Annotated in this window: 16 protein-coding genes and 1 pseudogene; 8 read left to right on the forward strand and 9 right to left on the reverse strand. The window is 72.2% G+C overall.

Translation table 11 applies throughout. The features are described from left to right. Positions 1-4: 4 nt before the first annotated feature. A complete protein-coding gene (locus EHS43_RS17035) occupies positions 5-541 on the reverse strand; it encodes a hypothetical protein (protein ID WP_125191636.1) in 537 nt (178 codons plus the stop codon). Positions 542-672: 131 nt separating this feature from the next. Here EHS43_RS17035 and EHS43_RS17040 point away from each other — a divergent pair, with 131 nt between their 5' ends. After that, entirely contained in the window at positions 673-1,017 is a 345-nt protein-coding gene (locus tag EHS43_RS17040) for a cupin domain-containing protein (protein WP_125191621.1), read from the forward strand. Here the strand turns inward: EHS43_RS17040 and EHS43_RS17045 are convergent. Next, the gene (locus EHS43_RS17045; protein WP_125191622.1) at positions 1,007-2,035 is read right to left on the reverse strand and encodes a LacI family DNA-binding transcriptional regulator; all 1,029 of its coding nucleotides are present in this window, start codon (positions 2,033-2,035) and stop codon (positions 1,007-1,009) included. The genes EHS43_RS17040 and EHS43_RS17045 overlap by 11 nt on opposite strands. Before the next feature lie 116 nt (positions 2,036-2,151). Between EHS43_RS17045 and EHS43_RS17050 the strand changes: the two genes are divergently transcribed. Then, positions 2,152-3,300 (forward strand): Gfo/Idh/MocA family protein, encoded by a 1,149-nt coding sequence (locus EHS43_RS17050; RefSeq protein ID WP_125191623.1) that lies wholly within the window; start codon positions 2,152-2,154, stop codon positions 3,298-3,300. A 43-nt stretch (positions 3,301-3,343) separates the two neighbouring features. Here the strand turns inward: EHS43_RS17050 and EHS43_RS17055 are convergent, their stop codons facing one another. Next, on the reverse strand, positions 3,344-4,363 hold the full coding sequence (locus EHS43_RS17055) for a LacI family DNA-binding transcriptional regulator (protein WP_125191637.1): 1,020 nt from the start codon (positions 4,361-4,363) through the stop codon (positions 3,344-3,346). Positions 4,364-4,470: 107 nt separating this feature from the next. On the opposite strand from EHS43_RS17055, the gene EHS43_RS17060 reads away from it, so the two are divergent. The 5 genes from EHS43_RS17060 to EHS43_RS17080 all read left to right on the forward strand — a co-directional run bounded on the left by EHS43_RS17060 (position 4,471) and on the right by EHS43_RS17080 (position 10,024). After that, complete coding sequence (locus EHS43_RS17060) at positions 4,471-5,637, forward strand: phytanoyl-CoA dioxygenase family protein (protein WP_125191624.1); 1,167 nt, start codon at positions 4,471-4,473, stop codon at positions 5,635-5,637. A gap of 37 nt (positions 5,638-5,674) precedes the next feature. Next, complete coding sequence (locus EHS43_RS17065; protein WP_125191625.1) at positions 5,675-6,451, forward strand: SDR family oxidoreductase; 777 nt, start codon at positions 5,675-5,677, stop codon at positions 6,449-6,451. A gap of 100 nt (positions 6,452-6,551) precedes the next feature. Then, positions 6,552-7,556: a Gfo/Idh/MocA family oxidoreductase gene (locus tag EHS43_RS17070; protein WP_125191626.1), complete on the forward strand. Its 1,005-nt coding sequence runs from the start codon at positions 6,552-6,554 to the stop codon at positions 7,554-7,556. Positions 7,557-7,703: 147 nt separating this feature from the next. Continuing rightward, positions 7,704-9,026 carry an NAD(P)/FAD-dependent oxidoreductase gene (locus EHS43_RS17075; protein WP_125191627.1) on the forward strand — a complete coding sequence of 441 codons (1,323 nt, stop codon included), beginning with the start codon at positions 7,704-7,706 and terminating at the stop codon, positions 9,024-9,026. After that, positions 9,023-10,024, forward strand: a complete 1,002-nt coding sequence (locus EHS43_RS17080) for a Gfo/Idh/MocA family protein (RefSeq protein WP_125191628.1) — start codon at positions 9,023-9,025, stop codon at positions 10,022-10,024. Before EHS43_RS17075 ends, EHS43_RS17080 begins: the two co-directional genes overlap by 4 nt. On the opposite strand, the gene EHS43_RS17085 is transcribed toward EHS43_RS17080, so the two are convergent. From EHS43_RS17085 to EHS43_RS17110, 6 genes are all read right to left on the reverse strand, one after another. Further along, on the reverse strand, positions 10,021-10,977 hold the full coding sequence (locus EHS43_RS17085; protein WP_125191629.1) for a hypothetical protein: 957 nt from the start codon (positions 10,975-10,977) through the stop codon (positions 10,021-10,023). The genes EHS43_RS17080 and EHS43_RS17085 overlap by 4 nt on opposite strands. 132 nt (positions 10,978-11,109) lie before the next feature. After that, entirely contained in the window at positions 11,110-12,129 is a 1,020-nt protein-coding gene (locus EHS43_RS17090; protein ID WP_125191630.1) for a Gfo/Idh/MocA family protein, read from the reverse strand. Between the two features lie 10 nt (positions 12,130-12,139). After that, positions 12,140-13,042, reverse strand: a complete 903-nt coding sequence (locus EHS43_RS17095) for a sugar phosphate isomerase/epimerase (protein WP_125191631.1) — start codon at positions 13,040-13,042, stop codon at positions 12,140-12,142. Position 13,043: 1 nt separating this feature from the next. After that, positions 13,044-13,958 (reverse strand): ATP-binding cassette domain-containing protein, encoded by a 915-nt coding sequence (locus EHS43_RS17100; RefSeq protein WP_125191632.1) that lies wholly within the window; start codon positions 13,956-13,958, stop codon positions 13,044-13,046. Between the two features lie 7 nt (positions 13,959-13,965). After that, positions 13,966-15,045, reverse strand: coding sequence for an ABC transporter permease (locus EHS43_RS17105; RefSeq protein ID WP_125191633.1), 1,080 nt, complete (start codon positions 15,043-15,045; stop codon positions 13,966-13,968). Then, positions 15,045-16,064 (reverse strand): sugar ABC transporter substrate-binding protein, encoded by a 1,020-nt coding sequence (locus tag EHS43_RS17110; RefSeq protein ID WP_125191634.1) that lies wholly within the window; start codon positions 16,062-16,064, stop codon positions 15,045-15,047. Before EHS43_RS17110 ends, EHS43_RS17105 begins: the two co-directional genes overlap by 1 nt. A gap of 258 nt (positions 16,065-16,322) precedes the next feature. Here EHS43_RS17110 and EHS43_RS17115 point away from each other — a divergent pair. Then, positions 16,323-17,304, forward strand: a pseudogene (locus tag EHS43_RS17115) (PfkB family carbohydrate kinase). Positions 17,305-17,385 lie beyond the last annotated feature (81 nt).

A 17,385-nucleotide genomic window follows, 5' to 3' on the forward strand; every position in this document is an offset into this window, starting at 1 on the left:
CCCCCTACTTGATCACCGCGTTCGCCACCACGACCACCATCCCCAGCATCGCGTCCACCGCTCCCACGGCGACAGCGCTGCCCCACGGGCGGTGGGACCAGCGGGACGTGACCAGGCCCAGGGTGAACAGGAGCGTGATGTTGAGGACGAAGGCCGCGTACTCGACGCCGCTCGCGGGCCACCAGCCCCAGCCCGCCCCCGCGAGGAGGACGACCGTCGGCAGGACCGCGGCGACCAGGGGCCACTCGTCGGCCAGGGCGCGCAGGGCGTCCCCGCGGCGGTGCGGGGCGCGCTCGGCGATGTAGTGGGCGTAGCCGTGCGCGAGGGCGGAGGCGAGGGCCGTGACCAGGAGCCAGGCGGCGTCGTAGCGGCGGCTGTCGCGGGAGGTGTGCCCGTACTGGGTGAGCGCGGCGACCATGGAGCAGGCCAGGACCGAGCCGTAGACCCCGCCGAAGAGCACGGCCTCACGGGTGCCGGTGTCGTGCCGGTGCGGCCGGCCCGCGGCGGTCTCGGTGTCCTCGGTGTTCCCCGTGTCCTCCATGTCCTCCATGTCCTCACGGTCACCCGGGCCGCGATCGGCCGCCAGTCCGCGACGGAGTGTCCGCCCGCCCGCGCCGGTACTGCACACACTGTCGACGGACGGGCGGGGAACGATCTCGCTAGGGTCGCCCCATGGATCACAGCTTCGTACTGCACGTCCCCGACGCCGAACTCGAGCCCGAACCCCTCGCACGGGAGCAGATCGTCTCCGGGACGCCCGAGGTGACCGGGAAGGTGGTCTGGCAGTCGGAGGACGGAGGCCGGATCCGGGGCGTCTGGCAGATCACCCCCGGCGTCGTCACCGACACGGAGGCGGACGAGCTGTTCGTCGTCGTCAGCGGCTCGGCGACCATCGAGGTCGAGGACGGCCCGACGCTGCACGTGGGGCCCGGCGACATGGCCGTACTGCGCGAGGGCGACCGTACGACGTGGACGGTGCACGAGACGCTGCGGAAGGCGTACGCGATCAACCTCTGACGGGGACGCCTCCGGCCGCGTCGGACGGTCCCGCCGTCGTCCCCCGGATCTCCAGCGCCGGCGCGGCGAGATCCGTACGCCCCGCTCCCCCGCGCCCCTCGAACCGGTCGAGCAGACAGCGTGCGGCACGGCGGCCGACCTCGTGGCTGGCGTTGTCGACGGTGGTGAGCCAGACGTGCCGCAGCCGGGCGATGCTCGTGTTGTCGTAGCCGACGACGGACAGGTCGCGCGGGACGCCGAGGCCCAGTTCCTCGGCGGCCGAGACCGCGCCGATCGCGGCGATGTCGTTGAAGGCGAACACGGCCGTCGGCCGGTCGGGGCGGCTCAGCAGCCGGACCGTCGCGCGGTAGCCACCCTCCTCGGTCATGTCGCTCGGCTCGACGACCGCGTCGCCCCCGAGGCCGTGCGCCCGCATCGTCGCCTCGAAGCTCCCGCGGCGCAGTCCGCCGACCGCGCCGTACCCCGCGATGTGGGCGATCCGGCGGTGGCCGAGGCCGATCAGGTGCTCGGTGACCAGGCGGGCCCCGCGCTCGTCGTCGTTGGCGACGATGTCCACGCCCGGCAGGGCGGGCTCGCGCGCGCCGGCGACGACCACCGGGAGGCGTTCGGCCACCGCCTGGAGCGCGGCGGGTTCGGGCAGGGTGCCGACCACGATCAGACCGTCCACGCCGAGGTCCAGGAAGGGGCCCGCCGGGTCCTGGCCGGTACGGCGGTTGAGGCGGGCGTCGGCCAGGAGCATGCGCAGACCGTTGTCGTGCAACAGGGAGTTGAGGCCGTCGAGCAGGTCGACGAACCAGGGGTTGCGCAGGTCGTTGAGGAGGACGCCGACCGTGCGGGTGCGCTGCTCGCTGAGGCTGCGGGCGGCGGCGTTCGGGCGGTAGCCGAGTTCGCGCACGGCCCGCAGCACGGCCTCCCGTTTCTCCGGGCGCACCTGGTCGGAGCCGCGCAGCACGAGGGAGACGAGGGACTTCGAGACACCGGCCCGGTCGGCCACATCGCGGATCGTCGGCGCTCTCATGGGTATGGACCGTTCCACGCCGCGCCGCGGCTTGTCAAAGGGTTGACAGTAAGCGAAGACGGCACCCAAGGTGACCTGGACAGAGTATGGACCGGTCCAAAGAGGGGCTGTCAGTCATGGTGGACACGCTCGGCGTAGCCGTCGTCGGATTCGGCTGGATGGGGCGGGTGCACACCCAGGCCTACGCCCGGGTCCCGCACCACTACCCACGTCTCCCCCTGCGGCCGGAGCTGGTGACCGTCGCCGAGGACGTGCCGGGGCGGGCCGAGGAGGCCGCGGCGCAGTTCGGGTTCGCGGCGGCGACCCGCGACTGGCGCGAGGTCGCCGCCGACCCGCGGATCAGGGCGGTCAGCGTCACCGCGCCCAACTTCCTGCACCGCGAGATCGGCGTGGCGATGGCGGAGGCCGGCAAGCACCTGTGGATCGAGAAGCCGGTCGGTCTCACCGCCGAGGACGCCCGGGCGGTGGCCGACGCGGCGGACAGGGCCGGCGTGCGCAGCGCGGTCGGCTTCAACTACCGCAACGCCCCCGCCGTCGAGGCGGCCCGCGAGCTGATCGCCGCCGGGGAGATCGGCACGGTCACCCATGTCCGCATCCGGCTCCTCAGCGACTACGCGGCTCATCCGCAGGGCGCCCTGACCTGGCGTTTCGAACGGGCGCGCGGCGGCAGCGGCGTGCTCGGCGACCTCGCCTCCCACGGCGCCGACCTGGCCCGTTTCCTGCTCGGGGACATCGTCTCCCTGACGGCCGACACGGCGGTCTTCGTGCCGGAGCGGGCCCGCCCGACCGGCGCCACGGCCGGGCACACCCTCGCCACGGGGGAACTCGGGCCGGTCGAGAACGAGGACTACGTCAACTGCCTGCTGCGTTTCGCCTCGGGTGCCCGGGGCGTCCTGGAGGCCTGCCGGGTCTCGGTCGGCGAGCAGAACAACTACGGCTTCGAGGTGCACGGCACCGAGGGCGCGGTGTTCTGGGACTTCCGCCGCATGGGCGAGCTGGGCATCAGCCGCGGCGGCCGCTACCAGGACCAGCCGGTCAGCACGGTGTTCGTCGGCCCGGGCGACGGCGAGTTCGGCGCCTTCCAGCCGGGCGCGGCCAACGCCATGGGCTACGACGACCTGAAGGTCGTGGAGGCGTACCGCTTCCTGCGCTCGATCGCCGAGGGCACCTCGTACGGGGCCACGCTGCGGGACGCCGTGCACAGTGCCGCCGTACTGGACGCCATGTCCCGGTCCGCGGCGAGCGGTTCGTGGGTGGAGGTGTGACGGGTCCGGGTGGGGGCCGCCGGGGCCGGTGAGCCGTACGGCGTCACCACGGCATGTTGTACGGCGTCACCACCTGTATCGCCGAGGGCACCGTCGGCCCCGCGGGCGGCAGCGCCCCGTGGGCCCGCATCACGGTGTGGCACGCCTCCCGCATGTCCTGCCGCAGGTCGTGGTGGAGCACGGCCGAGAGCCGGTGCTCGCGCAGCAGCCGGTCGTTGTCGTGGTCGAGGTCGTGCGCCACGAACACCGCGCACTCCCGGCCCAGGTCCTCGAAGGCCCTGAGGGTGGCGATGTTGCCGCCGCCGATCGAGTAGACCGCCCGGATCTCCGGATCCCGCTCCAGCGCGGCTCTGACCAACTCGTACTGTGTGGCGTCCAGGCCCTGCCCCTCGGCGATCTCCACCACCGTCCGTTCCGGGTGCCGGGTGCGCATGGCGCTGCGGAACCCCATCTCGCGCTCCTCCTCGTTGCGGAAGAACCCGCTGCTGAGGCTGGTGAGGACGTTGCCGGGGCGGTCGCCGAGCCACTGGCCCATGAGGTAGGCGGCGGTCGCTCCCGCGGCCCGGTTGTCGATGCCGACGTAGGCGAGGCGGGCCGTGGAGGGCAGGTCGGTGACGAGGGTGACCACGGGGATGCCCGCCTCGGCGAGCCGGCCGACGGCGGCCGTGACCTCGGGGACGTCCGGGGCCTTGAGGATCACTCCCTGGGAGCCGCGCCGGGCTATCCGGTCGAGGATCCTCGTCAGCTCCGCGACCGGGCCGGTCTCGCGGAAGTGGAAGCGGGAGCGCAGGACGGCGGGGTGCAGTGCGGGCAGTTCGGCCTCCAGGGCGGCGCGCACGGCCGTCGAGAAACGTTCCGGCGTCTGCATCACTATGTCGATCATGAAGGTGCGGCCGACCAGCCGGACCTGGGTGCGCTGCCGGTCCAGGTCGGTGATCGCCTGGTGGACCTCGCGGGCGGTGTTCTCCCTGACCCCTCCCCTGCCGTTCAGGACGCGGTCGACGGTGGCCTCGCTCAGCCCCGCCTGACGTGCGATTTCGCGGATCGGGTAGGGGTGGCCCACGCGTCTGCTCCTTGAGGGGTTTTTGATGGCCGCCTGCTGGTTGTTCGACGGCTTTGTCATGACAAGAATGACAGCGCTGAGTCGCCCCTGTCACCGAGAGGACGCCGATGTCCTTCACCGCCGTACACCGCCGCGCCTGGCTGTCCGAGCAGGACTGCGACCTCGAAGCGTTCCGCGCCCTGGTCGAACGGGGTGTCGACCCCGCCGACTACCCGTACGCCTCGGCCGTGGAGCGGAACGTCCTGCTGTACGACGCCGAGCGCGTCCGTGGTGCCGAGGACCGCCGCGAGGTGCAGGAGGAGCTGGTGAAGGCCCTGACCGACGGCCCCGGGGTCGTGGTCCTCCGCGGGGCGTTCCCCGATCACGCCGTCGTGGACCGTTTCACCGAGGTCTTCGACTCGCTGATCCGCGAGCAGTACGCGGCGGGCACGACCGCGGGCGACCACTTCGCCAAGCCCGGCGCCAACGAGCGGGTGTGGAACGCGCTGGAGAAGGGCGCCCTCTACGACCCGGCGGCGTTCGCCGACTACTACGCCAACCCCGTGGTCGCCCTGGTCTGCGAGGCCTGGCTCGGCCCCGGCTACCAGGTCACCTCGCAGGTCAACGTCGTCAACCCGGGCGGCCTCGCGCAGACCGCGCACCGCGACTACCACCTCGGCTTCCTCTCCGACGAGGCCGCCGCGGCCTATCCGGCGCACGTCCACCGCCTGTCCCCCGTGCTCACCCTCCAGGGCGCCGTCGCGCACTGCGACATGCCCGTGGAGTCGGGGCCGACGCTGTACCTGCCGTTCTCGCAGCTGTTCGAGCCCGGCTATCTGGCGTGGCGGCGGCCGGAGTTCCAGGCGTACTTCAAGGAGCACCACGTCCAGCTGCCGCTCTCGAAGGGCGACGCGGTCTTCTTCAACCCGGCGCTGTTCCACGCGGCCGGCACCAACCGCACCACCGACGTGCGGCGCACGGCCAACCTGCTCCAGGTGTCCTCGGCCTTCGGGCGGGCCATGGAGACCGTGGACCGGGAGGCGGTGTCGAACGCGGTGTACCCGGCGCTGCTGCGCCGCAAGGCGGAGGGCGCCGACGCGCAGTGGCTGGACAACGTGATCGCCGCGAGCGCCGAGGGCTACCCCTTCCCCACCAACCTCGACAGCGACCCGCCGGTCGACGGACTGGCCCCGCCCTCCCAGGCGGACCTGGTGCGCCGGGCGCTCGCCGAGGGCTGGACCCCGCGCACGCTCAGGGACGAACTACGGGCGGCCGCAGACCGGCGCACGAGCTGAATCGGCGCCGCACGAACCGAAAGGTACTGGCACATCCATGGGACTACTCGACGACAGGATCGTCCTCGTCAACGGCGGCAGTCAGGGCGTCGGCGCCGCCATCGCCCGGGCCGCCGTGCGCGAGGGGGCGGTGGTGGCCGTCACGGGCCGCAGGCCGGAGCCCGGTGAGGCACTGGTGGCGGAGCTGGAGGCGGCCGGCGGCAAGGCGTTGTTCGTGCGCGCCGACCTCGCCGACGCCGAGCAGGCCAAAGCCTCCGTCGCCCGGGTCGTCGAGGCGTACGGCCGGGTCGACTGCCTGGTGAACTCCGCGGGCCTCACCTCCCGGGGCACCCTCCTCGACACCACGCCCGAGCTGTTCGACCAGCACATCGCGATCAACCTGAAGGCGCCGTTCTTCGCCATGCAGGCGGCCGTGGCGGACATGGTCGGCCGGAAGGCGCCCGGCACGGTCGTCAACATCATCACGTCCTCGGCGCACGGCGGGCAGCCCTTCCTCGCGCCCTACGTGGCCGCGAAGGCCGGCCTGATCGGTCTGACCCGCAACGCCGCGCACGCCCACCGCTGGGACCGGGTCCGGATCAACGGCCTGAACATCGGCTGGACGGCGACCGAGGGCGAGGACGCCACCCAGAAGACCTTCCACGGCGCCGGCGACGACTGGCGCGAGGAGGCCGCGGCCCGGCTGCCCATGGGCAAGCTCGGCCAGCCCGACGAGATCGCCGACTTCGTGGTCCTCCTGCTGTCCGACCGGTCGGGCGTGGTGACCGGATCGGTGATCGACTGGGACCAGAACGTCCTGGGCGGCCTCGACTGACCTCCCTCCCCGCCCGCGAACCCCGCTCGCGGACCCCGCTCGAACATCCCCGCTCGTGACACCCCGCTCACCGGAAACACCCTCAAGGAGCTGTACCCCCATGCGCATCGGAATCCTCGGCCTCGGCCGCATCGGCGCCTTCCACGCCGAGACCCTCTCCGGACTCGACGTGGTCGACTCCCTCGTGCTCACCGACCCCTTCGCCGAGGCCGCCAAGTCCGCCGCGGACCGCTTCGGTGGCGAGGTCGTGGACTCGCCCGAGGCCCTGCTGGCCGCCGGCGTGGACGGCATCGTGGTCGCGGCCGCGACGGACGCGCACCCCGGGCTGATCCTGGCCGGCGTCGAGGCCGGCATCCCCGTCTTCTGCGAGAAGCCCGTCGCCAAGCACATGAGCGAGGGCGTCGAGGTCCTCAAGGCCGTCCAGGGCAGTGACGTACCGATCCAGATCGGCTACAACCGCCGCTTCGACACCGGTTTCGTCAACGCGCGGGCCGCCGTGCTGAGCGGTGAGCTGGGCAAGCTGCACACCGTGCGCTCGACCACCCTGGACCCGGCCCCGCCGCCGGCCGCGTACGTCGCCGCCTCCGGGGGCATCTTCCGGGACTGCTCGGTGCACGACTTCGACATCATCCGCTGGGTGACCGGACGCGAGGTCGTAGAGGTGTACGCCGTGGGCGGCAACCGGGGCGCCGACTACATCAAGGAGGCGGGCGACGCCGACACCACCGGCGCCATCCTCACCCTCGACGACGGCACGATCGCGGTGGTCTCCAACTCCCGCCACAACGCCCGGGGTTACGACGTCCGCATGGAGATCCACGGCTTCACGGACTCGATCGCCGTGGGTCTGGAGGACAAGCTGCCGCTGCGATCGGTCGAGCCCGGGGTGACCTTCCCCGCGGGCACCCCGCACGACTTCTTCATGGACCGCTTCACCGCGGCCTACCGCGCCGAACTCACGGCGTTCACCGAGGTCGTGGCCGGCACCCGGCCCTCGCCGTGCACCATCGCGGACGCCCTGGAGGCGGGCTGGATCGCCGAGGCGTGCACGCTGTCCCTGCACGAGCACCGCCCGGTGACGATCGCCGAGGTCCGCTCCGCCTGACCCCGCCACCGTGTCCCGGGCGCCCGCGCCCGGGACTTGGCTCCCCTGGGGGGTGAACACTCCGCCCGCGACACCCGTTTACGGTCACGTGATCTCTCCGTACGACGATGAGAGCCTCCCACGTCCGACCGACCCAGGAGTCCGAGCATGCAGGAGTTACGCGACACCGCAGGCCCCCGCACCGTGGCCGTCGTTGGCGCAGGACCGAGCGGCCTGGCCGTCGCCCGCGAACTGGAGGGTGCCGGGCACCGGGTGACCGTGCTGGAGGAGCAGGACACGGTGGCCGGGAAGTGCCAGAGCGTGCGCGTGGACGGGCACGCCTTCGACCTCGGCGGCCACATCTGCACCAACAGGTACGAACGGATCGCGCGGTTGCTGGCAGAACTGGACGTGGAGACCGAGCGCACCAGCCGCTACCGGGTCCTCGACGCCCAAGGGCGTGCCGTGCGGCAGTCGATGGCCTTCCTGCGCGACGGCTCCCTCCAGCGCTACCGCGCCCTGCGCGAAAGGGAGTTCCCCCGCATCGCCGAGCCCGGGCTCGCCCACTCCGCGCGCGCCCTCGCCGCTCCCGTCGGCCGCTGGATCGCCGACCACGGCCTGCACTCCATGGCCGAGTCCTTCGGCACCGGCTGGACGGCCGCCGGGTACGGCCACCTCGACGAGGACGTACCCGCGCTGTACTTCGTGAAGTACGCGGAGATGACCGGGCTGTTGGACCCGGGTCCCGAACTCCTCGGCCACCCCGGCGACTTCACCGTGGCGGGCGGGTTCGCCACGCTGTGGCGGCGGGTCGCCGAGGAGCTGAAGGACGTGCGGTGCGGGGTACGGGTGACGTCGGTGGAGCGCCGCGCGGACGGGGTGCGGGTGCACACCGACTCGGGTCCGGTCGAGGCGGACGACGTGGTGCTCGCGGTCGCCCCGGACCGGATCCTGCCGGTCCTGGACGCCACCGACGAGGAGCGCGACCTCGCCGCACGGATCCGCAGCAACGCCTACCACACCACCCTGGCCGCCGCGTCCGGTCTCCCGCAGGACGGCTTCTACTTCCTCGCCGCCCACACCGCGAGCCGCCAGGCGGCCGGCCACTGCGTCTCGTACCACCACCGCTACCCGGACAGCGAGGTGCGGACCTTCTACTCCTACGGCCGCCCCGACGAGGTCACCGCGCTGCTGCGGGACGACGTCACGGCCCTCGGCGGGCGGCTGGAGGAGGTGCACCTGCGGCGCGAGTGGGCGTTCATGCCGCACTTCGGCGGCACCGACCTCGCGGACGGGGCACTGGACCGCCTGGACGCGCTGCAGGGCCGCTACCGGACCTGGTTCGTCGGCGGGCTGCCCGCCTTCGAGCTCGTCGAGTGCACGGTGGCCCACGCCCAGGACCTCGCGCGCCGCCACTTCCCGCCCGCACAGGGCACACTGGCCCGGCGGGACCATGGCCCCGCCACGATCGAGGAGGAACGGCAGACATGAGCGAACCGCTGCGCATCGGAGTGCTGGGAGCCGCGCGGATCAGCGAGTCCTCGCTGATCGGGCCGGCCCGCGCCACCGGCCACCGGGTCGTCGCGGTGGCCGCGCGCGACCGGGACCGCGCCGAGGCCTACGCGGCCGCGCACGGTGTGGAGCGGGTGGCCGCGTCGTACGCCGAACTGATCGCCGACCCCGAGGTCGAGGTCGTCTACAACCCGCTCGCCAACGGGCTGCACGGGCCGTGGAACCTCGCGGCGCTCGCCGCCGGCAAGCACGTGCTGAGCGAGAAGCCGTCGGCGAGCAACGCCGAGGAGGCGGCGGAGGTGCGGGAGGCCGCGGCCAAGGCCGGGACGGTCTTCATGGAGGCCTTCCACTATCTGTTCCACCCGGTCACCCGGCGCCTGCACGAGGTCCTCGCGAGCGGGGAGATCGGCGAGTTGCGGCACGTCGAGGCCCTGGTCGCGATCCCGGCTCCGGCGGACTCCGATCCGCGCTGGTCGCTGCCGCTGGCCGGCGGCGCGATGATGGACCTCGGCTGCTACAGCCTGCACGCGCTGCGCATGCTGGCCCCCTGGGCGGGCGGCGCGCCGCGGCTGGTGTCCGCGCGGGGCGGTGAGCGTGCGGGCGCCCCCGGCGTCGACGAGTGGCTGGACGCCGACCTGGCCTTCCCGGGCGGCGCGACCGGCTCCGCGCGCTGCCACATGGCGTACGACCGGCTGGAGATGAGCTGCCGGATCACCGGTTCGCAGGGCGAGGTCCTCGCGCCGAACTTCGTGCTGCCGCACACGGACGACCGGGTCGTGGTGCGCACGGCGGCCGGCGAGCGCACCGAGCGGCTGGGCACCCGGTCGTCGTACACCTACCAGCTGGAGGCGTTCGCGGACCGGGTGCGCGGGGGCGGTCCGCTGCCGCTGGACGCGGACGACGCGGTGGCGACGATGACACTGATCGACGAGACCTACCGGGCGGCGGGCTTCGAGCCGAGGCCGTGCATGTCCTAGGTCCCGCGCAGCTCGGCCGCCTCGCGCCGGGTGAGCGACTCCTTGTCGGTCAGGCCCAGTTCGCCGAGTACGTCGGCGAGGCAGTCCAGCGCCGAGGTCAACTCGCCCGCGCCGTGCGGCTTGCGGGCCTCGGCCACCGCCGCCGCGGCACAGGCGGCGGCCTCGGCCGGGTCTCCGGTGGCGGTGTGGCAGCGGGCGAGGTCGATCAGGAGCCGTACCCGCAGGGGCAGCACGATCTCGGGGACGGTCCACGCGAGAGGGCCCCGCAGCGCCTCCCGGGCCTCGGGGCCCACGCCCAGCGCGTCCTCGTGGCGTCCCAACGAGTGCAGTACGCCTACCAGTTCGGCGAGCACCTGCGGTCGCACCAGCTCGACCTGCGCCAGCTCGCGGAGCGACATGGCGGCCAGGAGTGCCGCACACTCCTCGTAGACGGCCACGGACTGCTCACCGCGGCCGGTCGCGGCGAGGAGCATTCCGTACGTCCGCAGCGCGCCGGGCAGACTGCCGAGCGCCCGGTCCCTGCGGTCAGGGGCGGGCAGGCGGCGGTAGTCCTCCACGCTCGCCCGGGCCGCCTGGACGGCCTCCGCGGTCCGCCCCAGGCCCGCGAGGGCCTGCGCCCGCACGTCGCCGACGAAGGCGGTCAGCGCCGGTGACGTCTCGCCCGGGACGACGGCCGCCGCCGCGCACGCCTCCTCGTACCGGCCGGACAGCAGCAGCGCGTGGGCGCGCAGCGCCAGGGCGCGGCCGAGCCCGTCCGCGTCGGCCGTGCCGCGGTAGACCGCGACCGCCTCGTCGGCCCAGGCGAGCCGCCGCTCCGGCGACGGCGACCGCAGTCCCGCCCAGGAGGGCGTGACGCAGTGCGACAGTGCCGCCCCGAGCAGCGGTCCGCCCCGCTCCGGTGCCAGCCGGGCCGCCGCGCGCGGCAACGGCAGGAATATCCGTACGAGTCCCATGACCACCCCCTCGCCGCCCCGCCGAGGACAGCCGCGCCATGGTGGCACAAGGGGTCACGCCGACGCCGCGATTCAGGCGGTACGTAGCGAGCACGGGGGAACTTCGCCGAACTCCCACCGCACGGCACGGTGTCAACCGTACAGCGCGGGCCGTTCCACGAGTTCCACCGGCATCCGGCCGCCCTCCTCCAGCGACCGTACGCCCGCCTCGCACACCGCGGCCGCCGCGTAGCCGTCCCACACGCTGGGGCCGGTGACCCGGCCGTGGCGGGTGGCGTCGACCCAGGCCTGCACCTCGCGGTCGTAGGCGTCGGCGAAGCGTTCGACGAAGTCCTGGGCGATGGTGCCGCCCCAGCGTCCCGCCATGTCGGTGACCATGGCGTGGCCGTCGCCGATGCGGGCGGTGCCGCGTTCGCAGACGGCCTCGGCCCGGACCTGGTAGCCGAAGCCGCAGTTGACGAAGATCTCCACGTCGGAGAGGGCGCCGCCGTCGGTCTCGAAGAGCACGAACTGCGGGTCCTGGAGGTCGTCGGGGGCGTTCGCCGACGGGGCCGGCCGCCACACGGTGACCGCGGTGATCTCGTGTCCGAGCAGCCAGCGGGTCACGTCGGCCTCGTGGGCCACGGAGTCGCTGATCAGCATGGAGCTGGTGAAGAAGGGCGGGCTCGCGGCGTTGCGGTGCCGGTTGTGCAGCATCAGCGGACGGCCCAGCTGGCCGGTGCCCAGCAGGGACTTGAGCTTCATGTACTCGGCGTCGAAGCGCCGCATGAACCCCACCTGGGCCCGCCGGCGGCCCAGTGCGCACTCGGCCTCCACGACCCGCAGGGCGGAGGCCGCGTCGGGGGTGAGCGGCTTCTCGCACAGCACCGGCAGGTCGTGCGCGAAGGCCTGGAGCAGGGCCGCCTCGTGGGCGGGGCCCGGTGAGGCGATCAGGACGGCGTCGACGTCGGCCGCGGTCATCGCGGAGGCCGGGTCGGTGTAGGCGGTGCAGCCGTCGATGCGGGCGGCGATCTGCTTGGCGCGCTCCGCGTCGAGGTCCACGACGGCGCTCACCCGGGCGCCGCTGACGACCTCGTGGAGACGGCGGACGTGGTCGGCGCCCATCTTTCCGGTGCCGACGACGGCGACTCGGAGGGTGCCTCGCTCGGTCATGGTGCCCCCTTCAGGCGCCGCAGGACCTCAGGAACTTCCGGGTGCGCGCCGCGATCGGCAGCGGCCGGTCCGGCTCGCACGGGTACATGTCCTGCTCGACGATGGCGAACAGCTCCACGCCGAGTTTCTGCGCGGCCACCAGCACCGGCTCCAACTCCGGTATGCCGGAGGGCGGTTCGCACATCACCCCGCGCTGGACGGCCGGGCCGAACGACACTCCGTCCGCCACGACGTGCGCGAGGACCTCCGGGTCGACCTGCTTGAGGTGCAGATAGCCGATGCGCTCGCCGTAGGTCTCGATGAGCTTGACGCTGTCGCCGCCGCAGTAGGCGTAATGCCCCGTGTCCAGGCAGAGGTTGACGAGTTCGGAGTCCGTGGAGTCCAGGAAGTGCTCCACGTGGTCCTCGGTGTCGAGGTGGGTGTCGGCGTGCGGGTGGACCACGATGTCGAGCCCGTACGCCTCCTTCACCTCGTGGCCGAGCCGTTCCATGCCCTTGGTGAGGTGGGCCCACTGCTCGTGGGTGAGCTCCGGCGGCTCCAGGATCTCGGCGGTCCTGTCGTCCCGCCAGAAGGAGGGGATGACGACCAGGTGCCGTGCGCCCATCGCCTGGGTGAGCGCGGCGACCTGGCTGACGTGCTCCCCGGTCTGCTCCCACACCGAGGGCCCGCGGTGCAGGCCGGTGAAGACCGTGCCCGCCGAGACCCTGAGGTCGCGCCTGGCGATCTCGTCGGTCAGACGGGCCGGGTCGGTGGGGAGATAGCCGTACGGCCCCAGCTCGATCCAGGAGTAGCCCGCCTCGGCGACCTCGTCCAGGAAGCGTTCCCACGGCACCTGGGCCGGGTCGTCGGGGAACCAGACGCCCCAGGAGTCCGGGGCGGAACCGACGCGGATGCGGTCGAGCGGGGCCGCCATCTCAGGACGTCCCCTCGCCGCCGACGGCGGGCGCGGTGAGGTCCTGCTCCTCGGGGAGGGCTTCGGTGTCGACTCCGCGGACCTGGGACAACTCGTGCTTGAGCGCGGCGAGTTCGGCGCCGCCCGCCATGTGGTTGGTGAGTTCCTCCAGGGTGATGCTGTCGCGGGCCGCGGACAGCTCCATGGTGCCGAGCCGCAGCACGCTGAAGTGGTCGCCGACCATGTAGGCGTGGTGCGGGTTGTGGGTGATGAAGATGACCCCGAGGCCCCGGTCGCGGGCGGCGGCCACGTACTTGAGCACCACACCGGACTGCTTGACCCCGAGCGCGGCGGTGGGCTCGTCCAGGATCAGCACGCGGGCGCCGAAGTAGACGGCGCGGGCGATGGCCACGCACTGGCGCTGGCCGCCGGAGAGGGTGCCGATGGGCTGTTCGAGGTCGTCGAGGACGATGCCCATCTCGCGCAGCTCGTGGTCGGCGGTCTTCTTCATCCTCTCGATGTCCAGGCGGCGCAGGGGCCAGGGGCCCTTGGTCATCTCGGAGCCGAGGAAGAAGTTGCGCCACACCGGCATCAGCGGGACCACGGCCAGGTCCTGGTAGACGGTCGCGATGCCCTTGTCCAGCGCCTCGCGCGGGGTGGTGAAGCGTACGGGCTGCCCGTCGACGAGGAACTCGCCCTCGGTGTGCTGGTGCAGGCCGGAGATGATCTTGATCAGGGTCGACTTGCCGGCGCCGTTGTCCCCGAGCACGCAGGTGACCTGGCTCGGGCGGACCTGGAGGCTCACCCCGTGCAGGGCGCGGATGTTGCCGTAGGACTTGCCCGCGTCGCGCAGTTCGACGATCACCCCGTCCGCACCGGTGGTGTCGGGGGTGTCGGCGAGGATCGCTCCGTGCGTGCCGGTCTCTTCAGTGGTCATAGCGCAGTTACCTCCGGGTCGCGGTGCGGCTGACCCACAGATTGATCATGACGGCGCCCAGCAGCATCACGCCGAGGAAGGCCTTGAACCAGTCCGGGTTCCAGTTGGCGTAGACGATGCCCTGCTGGACCATGCCGAACATGAACGCCCCGAACACCGGGCCGATGGCACTGCCCGCGCCGCCGGTCAGCAGACAGCCGCCGATGACGGCCGCGGAGATGTAGATGAGCTCCTGGCCGACGCCCTCGCCGGACTGCACGGTGTTGAAGGAGAACAGGTTGTGCATGCCGACGAACCAGGCCGCGAAGCCCACGGTCATGAACAGGCTGATCTTCGTGAAGTTGACCGGGACACCCACGGCACGGGCGGAGTCCTTGTTGCCGCCCACCGCGAAGATCCAGTTGCCGTACTTCGTGCGCAGCAGCACCCAGGTGGCCAGCGCGGCGAAGACGAGCCAGTAGATGATGGTGATCTTGATCTGGACGCCGGCCACTTCGAAGGAGTTCGCGAAGACCTTCTTGGCCTGGTCGAAGCCGTCCATGTCGGAGATGTCGTCGGTGGCGACGTTGCCGGTGACCAGCTTGGTCACCGCCAGGTTCACCCCCTGCAGGATCAGGAAGGTGCCCAGGGTGATCAGGAAGCTGGGCAGACCGGTCTTGACCACCAGCCAGCCGTTGAGGAACCCGATCGCCAGCGACAGCAGCAGGGCGACGAAGATGCCCGCCCACACGTTGAGCGTGAGCTGGAAGGCGAACATGCTCGCGGTCAGCGCCGAGGTGATCACCGCGACACCCGCCGACAGGTCGAACTCCCCGCCGATCATCAGCAGGGCGACCGGCAGCGCCATGATCCCGATCGTGGACGACTGGTAGAGGATGTTCGCCATCGCACTGCCCTCGCGCACCGGCGGAGCAGCGATCAGGAAGAACACCCACACCGCCACGGCACCCAGAAACACGCCCACGTCGGGGCGCGCCAACAGCCTGAGGGCAAGCGGCCGTTCCGTGGTCCGGCCGTCCTTGGCCTTGCCGGCGCCGGGGGCCGGCGGTGTGGTCACCGCCGGCTCGGCGTGCTGGGTCATACCCATCACCTGGTGCCCTTCGCGGCGAACGCGGCCACCGCGTCGACGTTGGACTTGTCGACGAAGGCCGGGCCGGTCAGCACCGGCTGCTCGCCACCGCCCATGTAGTTGCCGTTGTTCTTGTAGAGCCACAGCGAGTCGATCGCCAGGTAGCCCTGGAGGTAGGGCTGCTGGTCGACGGCGAACTCGATGGTGCCCTTGCTGATGGCGCCCGTCAGGTCCTTGTTGAGGTCGAACGTGGCGATCTTGGCCTTGCTGCCCGCGTCGGACGCCGACTGCACCGCGGTCAGCGCGAAGGGCGCACCGAGGGTGACGACGTAGTCGATGGACTTGTCCTGGGAGAGCTTGGCGGTGATCGTCGACTTCACGGACGGCATGTCGGTGCCGTTGACGTTCAGCGTCTGGAGCTTGCCGGTGAAGGTCTTCTTCACGCCGTCGCAGCGCTGGGTGAGGCCGATGTTGCCCTGCTCCTGGATGACACAGACGGCGCTCTTGGCGCCGGCCTCGTTCAGCCGCTTGCCGAGTGCCTCGCCGGCCACGGACTCGTCCTGGCCGAAGAACTCCATCAGGCCGAGCTTCTGCCAGTCACTGACACCGGAGTTGAGGCCGACGACGGGTATGCCGGCCTTCTTCGCCTTGGCCACGACGTCCCTGAGGGCGTCCGGCTTGGCGAGGGTGATCGCGATGCCGTCGACCTTCTTGTCGATGGCGTTCTGGACAAGGGTGGCCTGGTTTGCCGCGCTCGGGTCGGCCGAGTAGACCAGGTCGACGTTGTCCTTGGCAGCGGCGGCCTGGGCGCCCTTGCGGACGATGTCCCAGAAGGTGTCACCGGGTGACTGGTGGGTGACCAGCGCGATGGTCATCCGGGGAGTGGTGGCCTTGCCCGCGGAGGCGCCGTCCGCGCTCTCCTCGGACTTCTTGCCGCCCGAGCTGCTGGAGCAGCCGGCGAGCGTCAGGGCCGCGGCCGCAGCCAGGGCCACGGCGGGAGCGAATCTCCGCGAACGGGAGAGAGAAGAGCGGTCCATCTTTCCTTGCACCTCACTGTGCGACGGGGAGAACGTCGGGAAAGGGGGCGGGATCTGTGAAAACGCGCCAACTTGCGTTGGGACGGGATCCAACTCCCCTGGCGCGGCCGCTGTCAATACTTTGTTAAGACATCATTTCACGTACAGGTCCGAATGTAAGTACAAACTATTGACAGCGTCGCCCTTCGAGTCCTACACCTGGGGGGCAACGGGCCCGGAAGGCCCCGCGTCCCCAGCCCGGATCGAGGAGCGTCGCGCATGGTCGAGCCAGTGCAGCAGTTCGACGTGATCAGTATGGGCCGTATCGGAGTTGATCTCCACCCGCTGCAGCCGGGGCTCCCCCTGGCCCAGGTGCTCTCTTTCGGCAGGTCCCTCGGCGGGTCGGCCGCCAATGTCGTGGTCGCCGCCGCCCGGCTCGGCCACTCCGCCGCGGTCGTCGCCCGCACCGGGGCCGACCCCTTCGCGGCCTATCTCCACCAGACCCTCACGGATCACGGCGTCGACGACCGCTGGGTGACCGCGGTGGAGTCCCAGCCGACCCCGGTCACCTTCTGCGAGAGCGCCGCGCCGGACGACCTCGCGCTGTACTCCTACCGCCGTCCCACGGCCTCTGAGCTGGAGATACACACCGACGAACTCGACTGCTTCGCCCTCCGCGCGGCCCGGGTCCTCTGGCTCACCGGCTCCGCTCTGGACGAGGAGCCGAGCCGCTCGGCCACGCTCGCCGCGCTCAGGTGCCGCGGCGGGGCGGCCACCACGGTCCTCGACCTCGACCGGCGGCCCGCGCTCCGTGACGGCACGGCCGCCTGGGCCGACCCCGACGAAGCCCGCCCGCACCACGCCGAGGCCCTGCGGCACGCGACGGTCGTGGTCGGCGACCTCGACGAGTGCGCGCGGGCCACCGGGCTGCGCGAACCGAGGGCGTGCGCCGAGGGCCTGCTGGCCGCGGGTGTGCACCTGGCCGTGGTGCGGCTGGGCCCGAAGGGCGTCCTCGCCGTGCACCGGGACGGCACCACGGCCGAGGTCCCGCCGGTCCCGGGCGCGGTGACGGGCGGCCCGGGCCCGGCCCACGCGTTCGGCGGCGCGCTGTGCCACGGGCTGCTGTCGGGCTGGGACCCGGAACGCACCGTCCGGTTCGCCACGGCGGCCGCCGCCCACGTCGCCGCCCACCCGGGCCGGCTCCTCCGCGATGCCGACGCAGGCGGAGGTCGAGGATCTCCTGAACGGCGTCACGACGTGACCGGCCACCCCGGCCACGGCTCCGCCCCGGGGCCACGGGCCAGCCGTACGACACCCCGGACGCCCCGGACGCCCCGGGCAC

This window comes from Streptomyces sp. RP5T (genome assembly GCF_003933965.1).
Classification (GTDB): domain Bacteria; phylum Actinomycetota; class Actinomycetes; order Streptomycetales; family Streptomycetaceae; genus Streptomyces.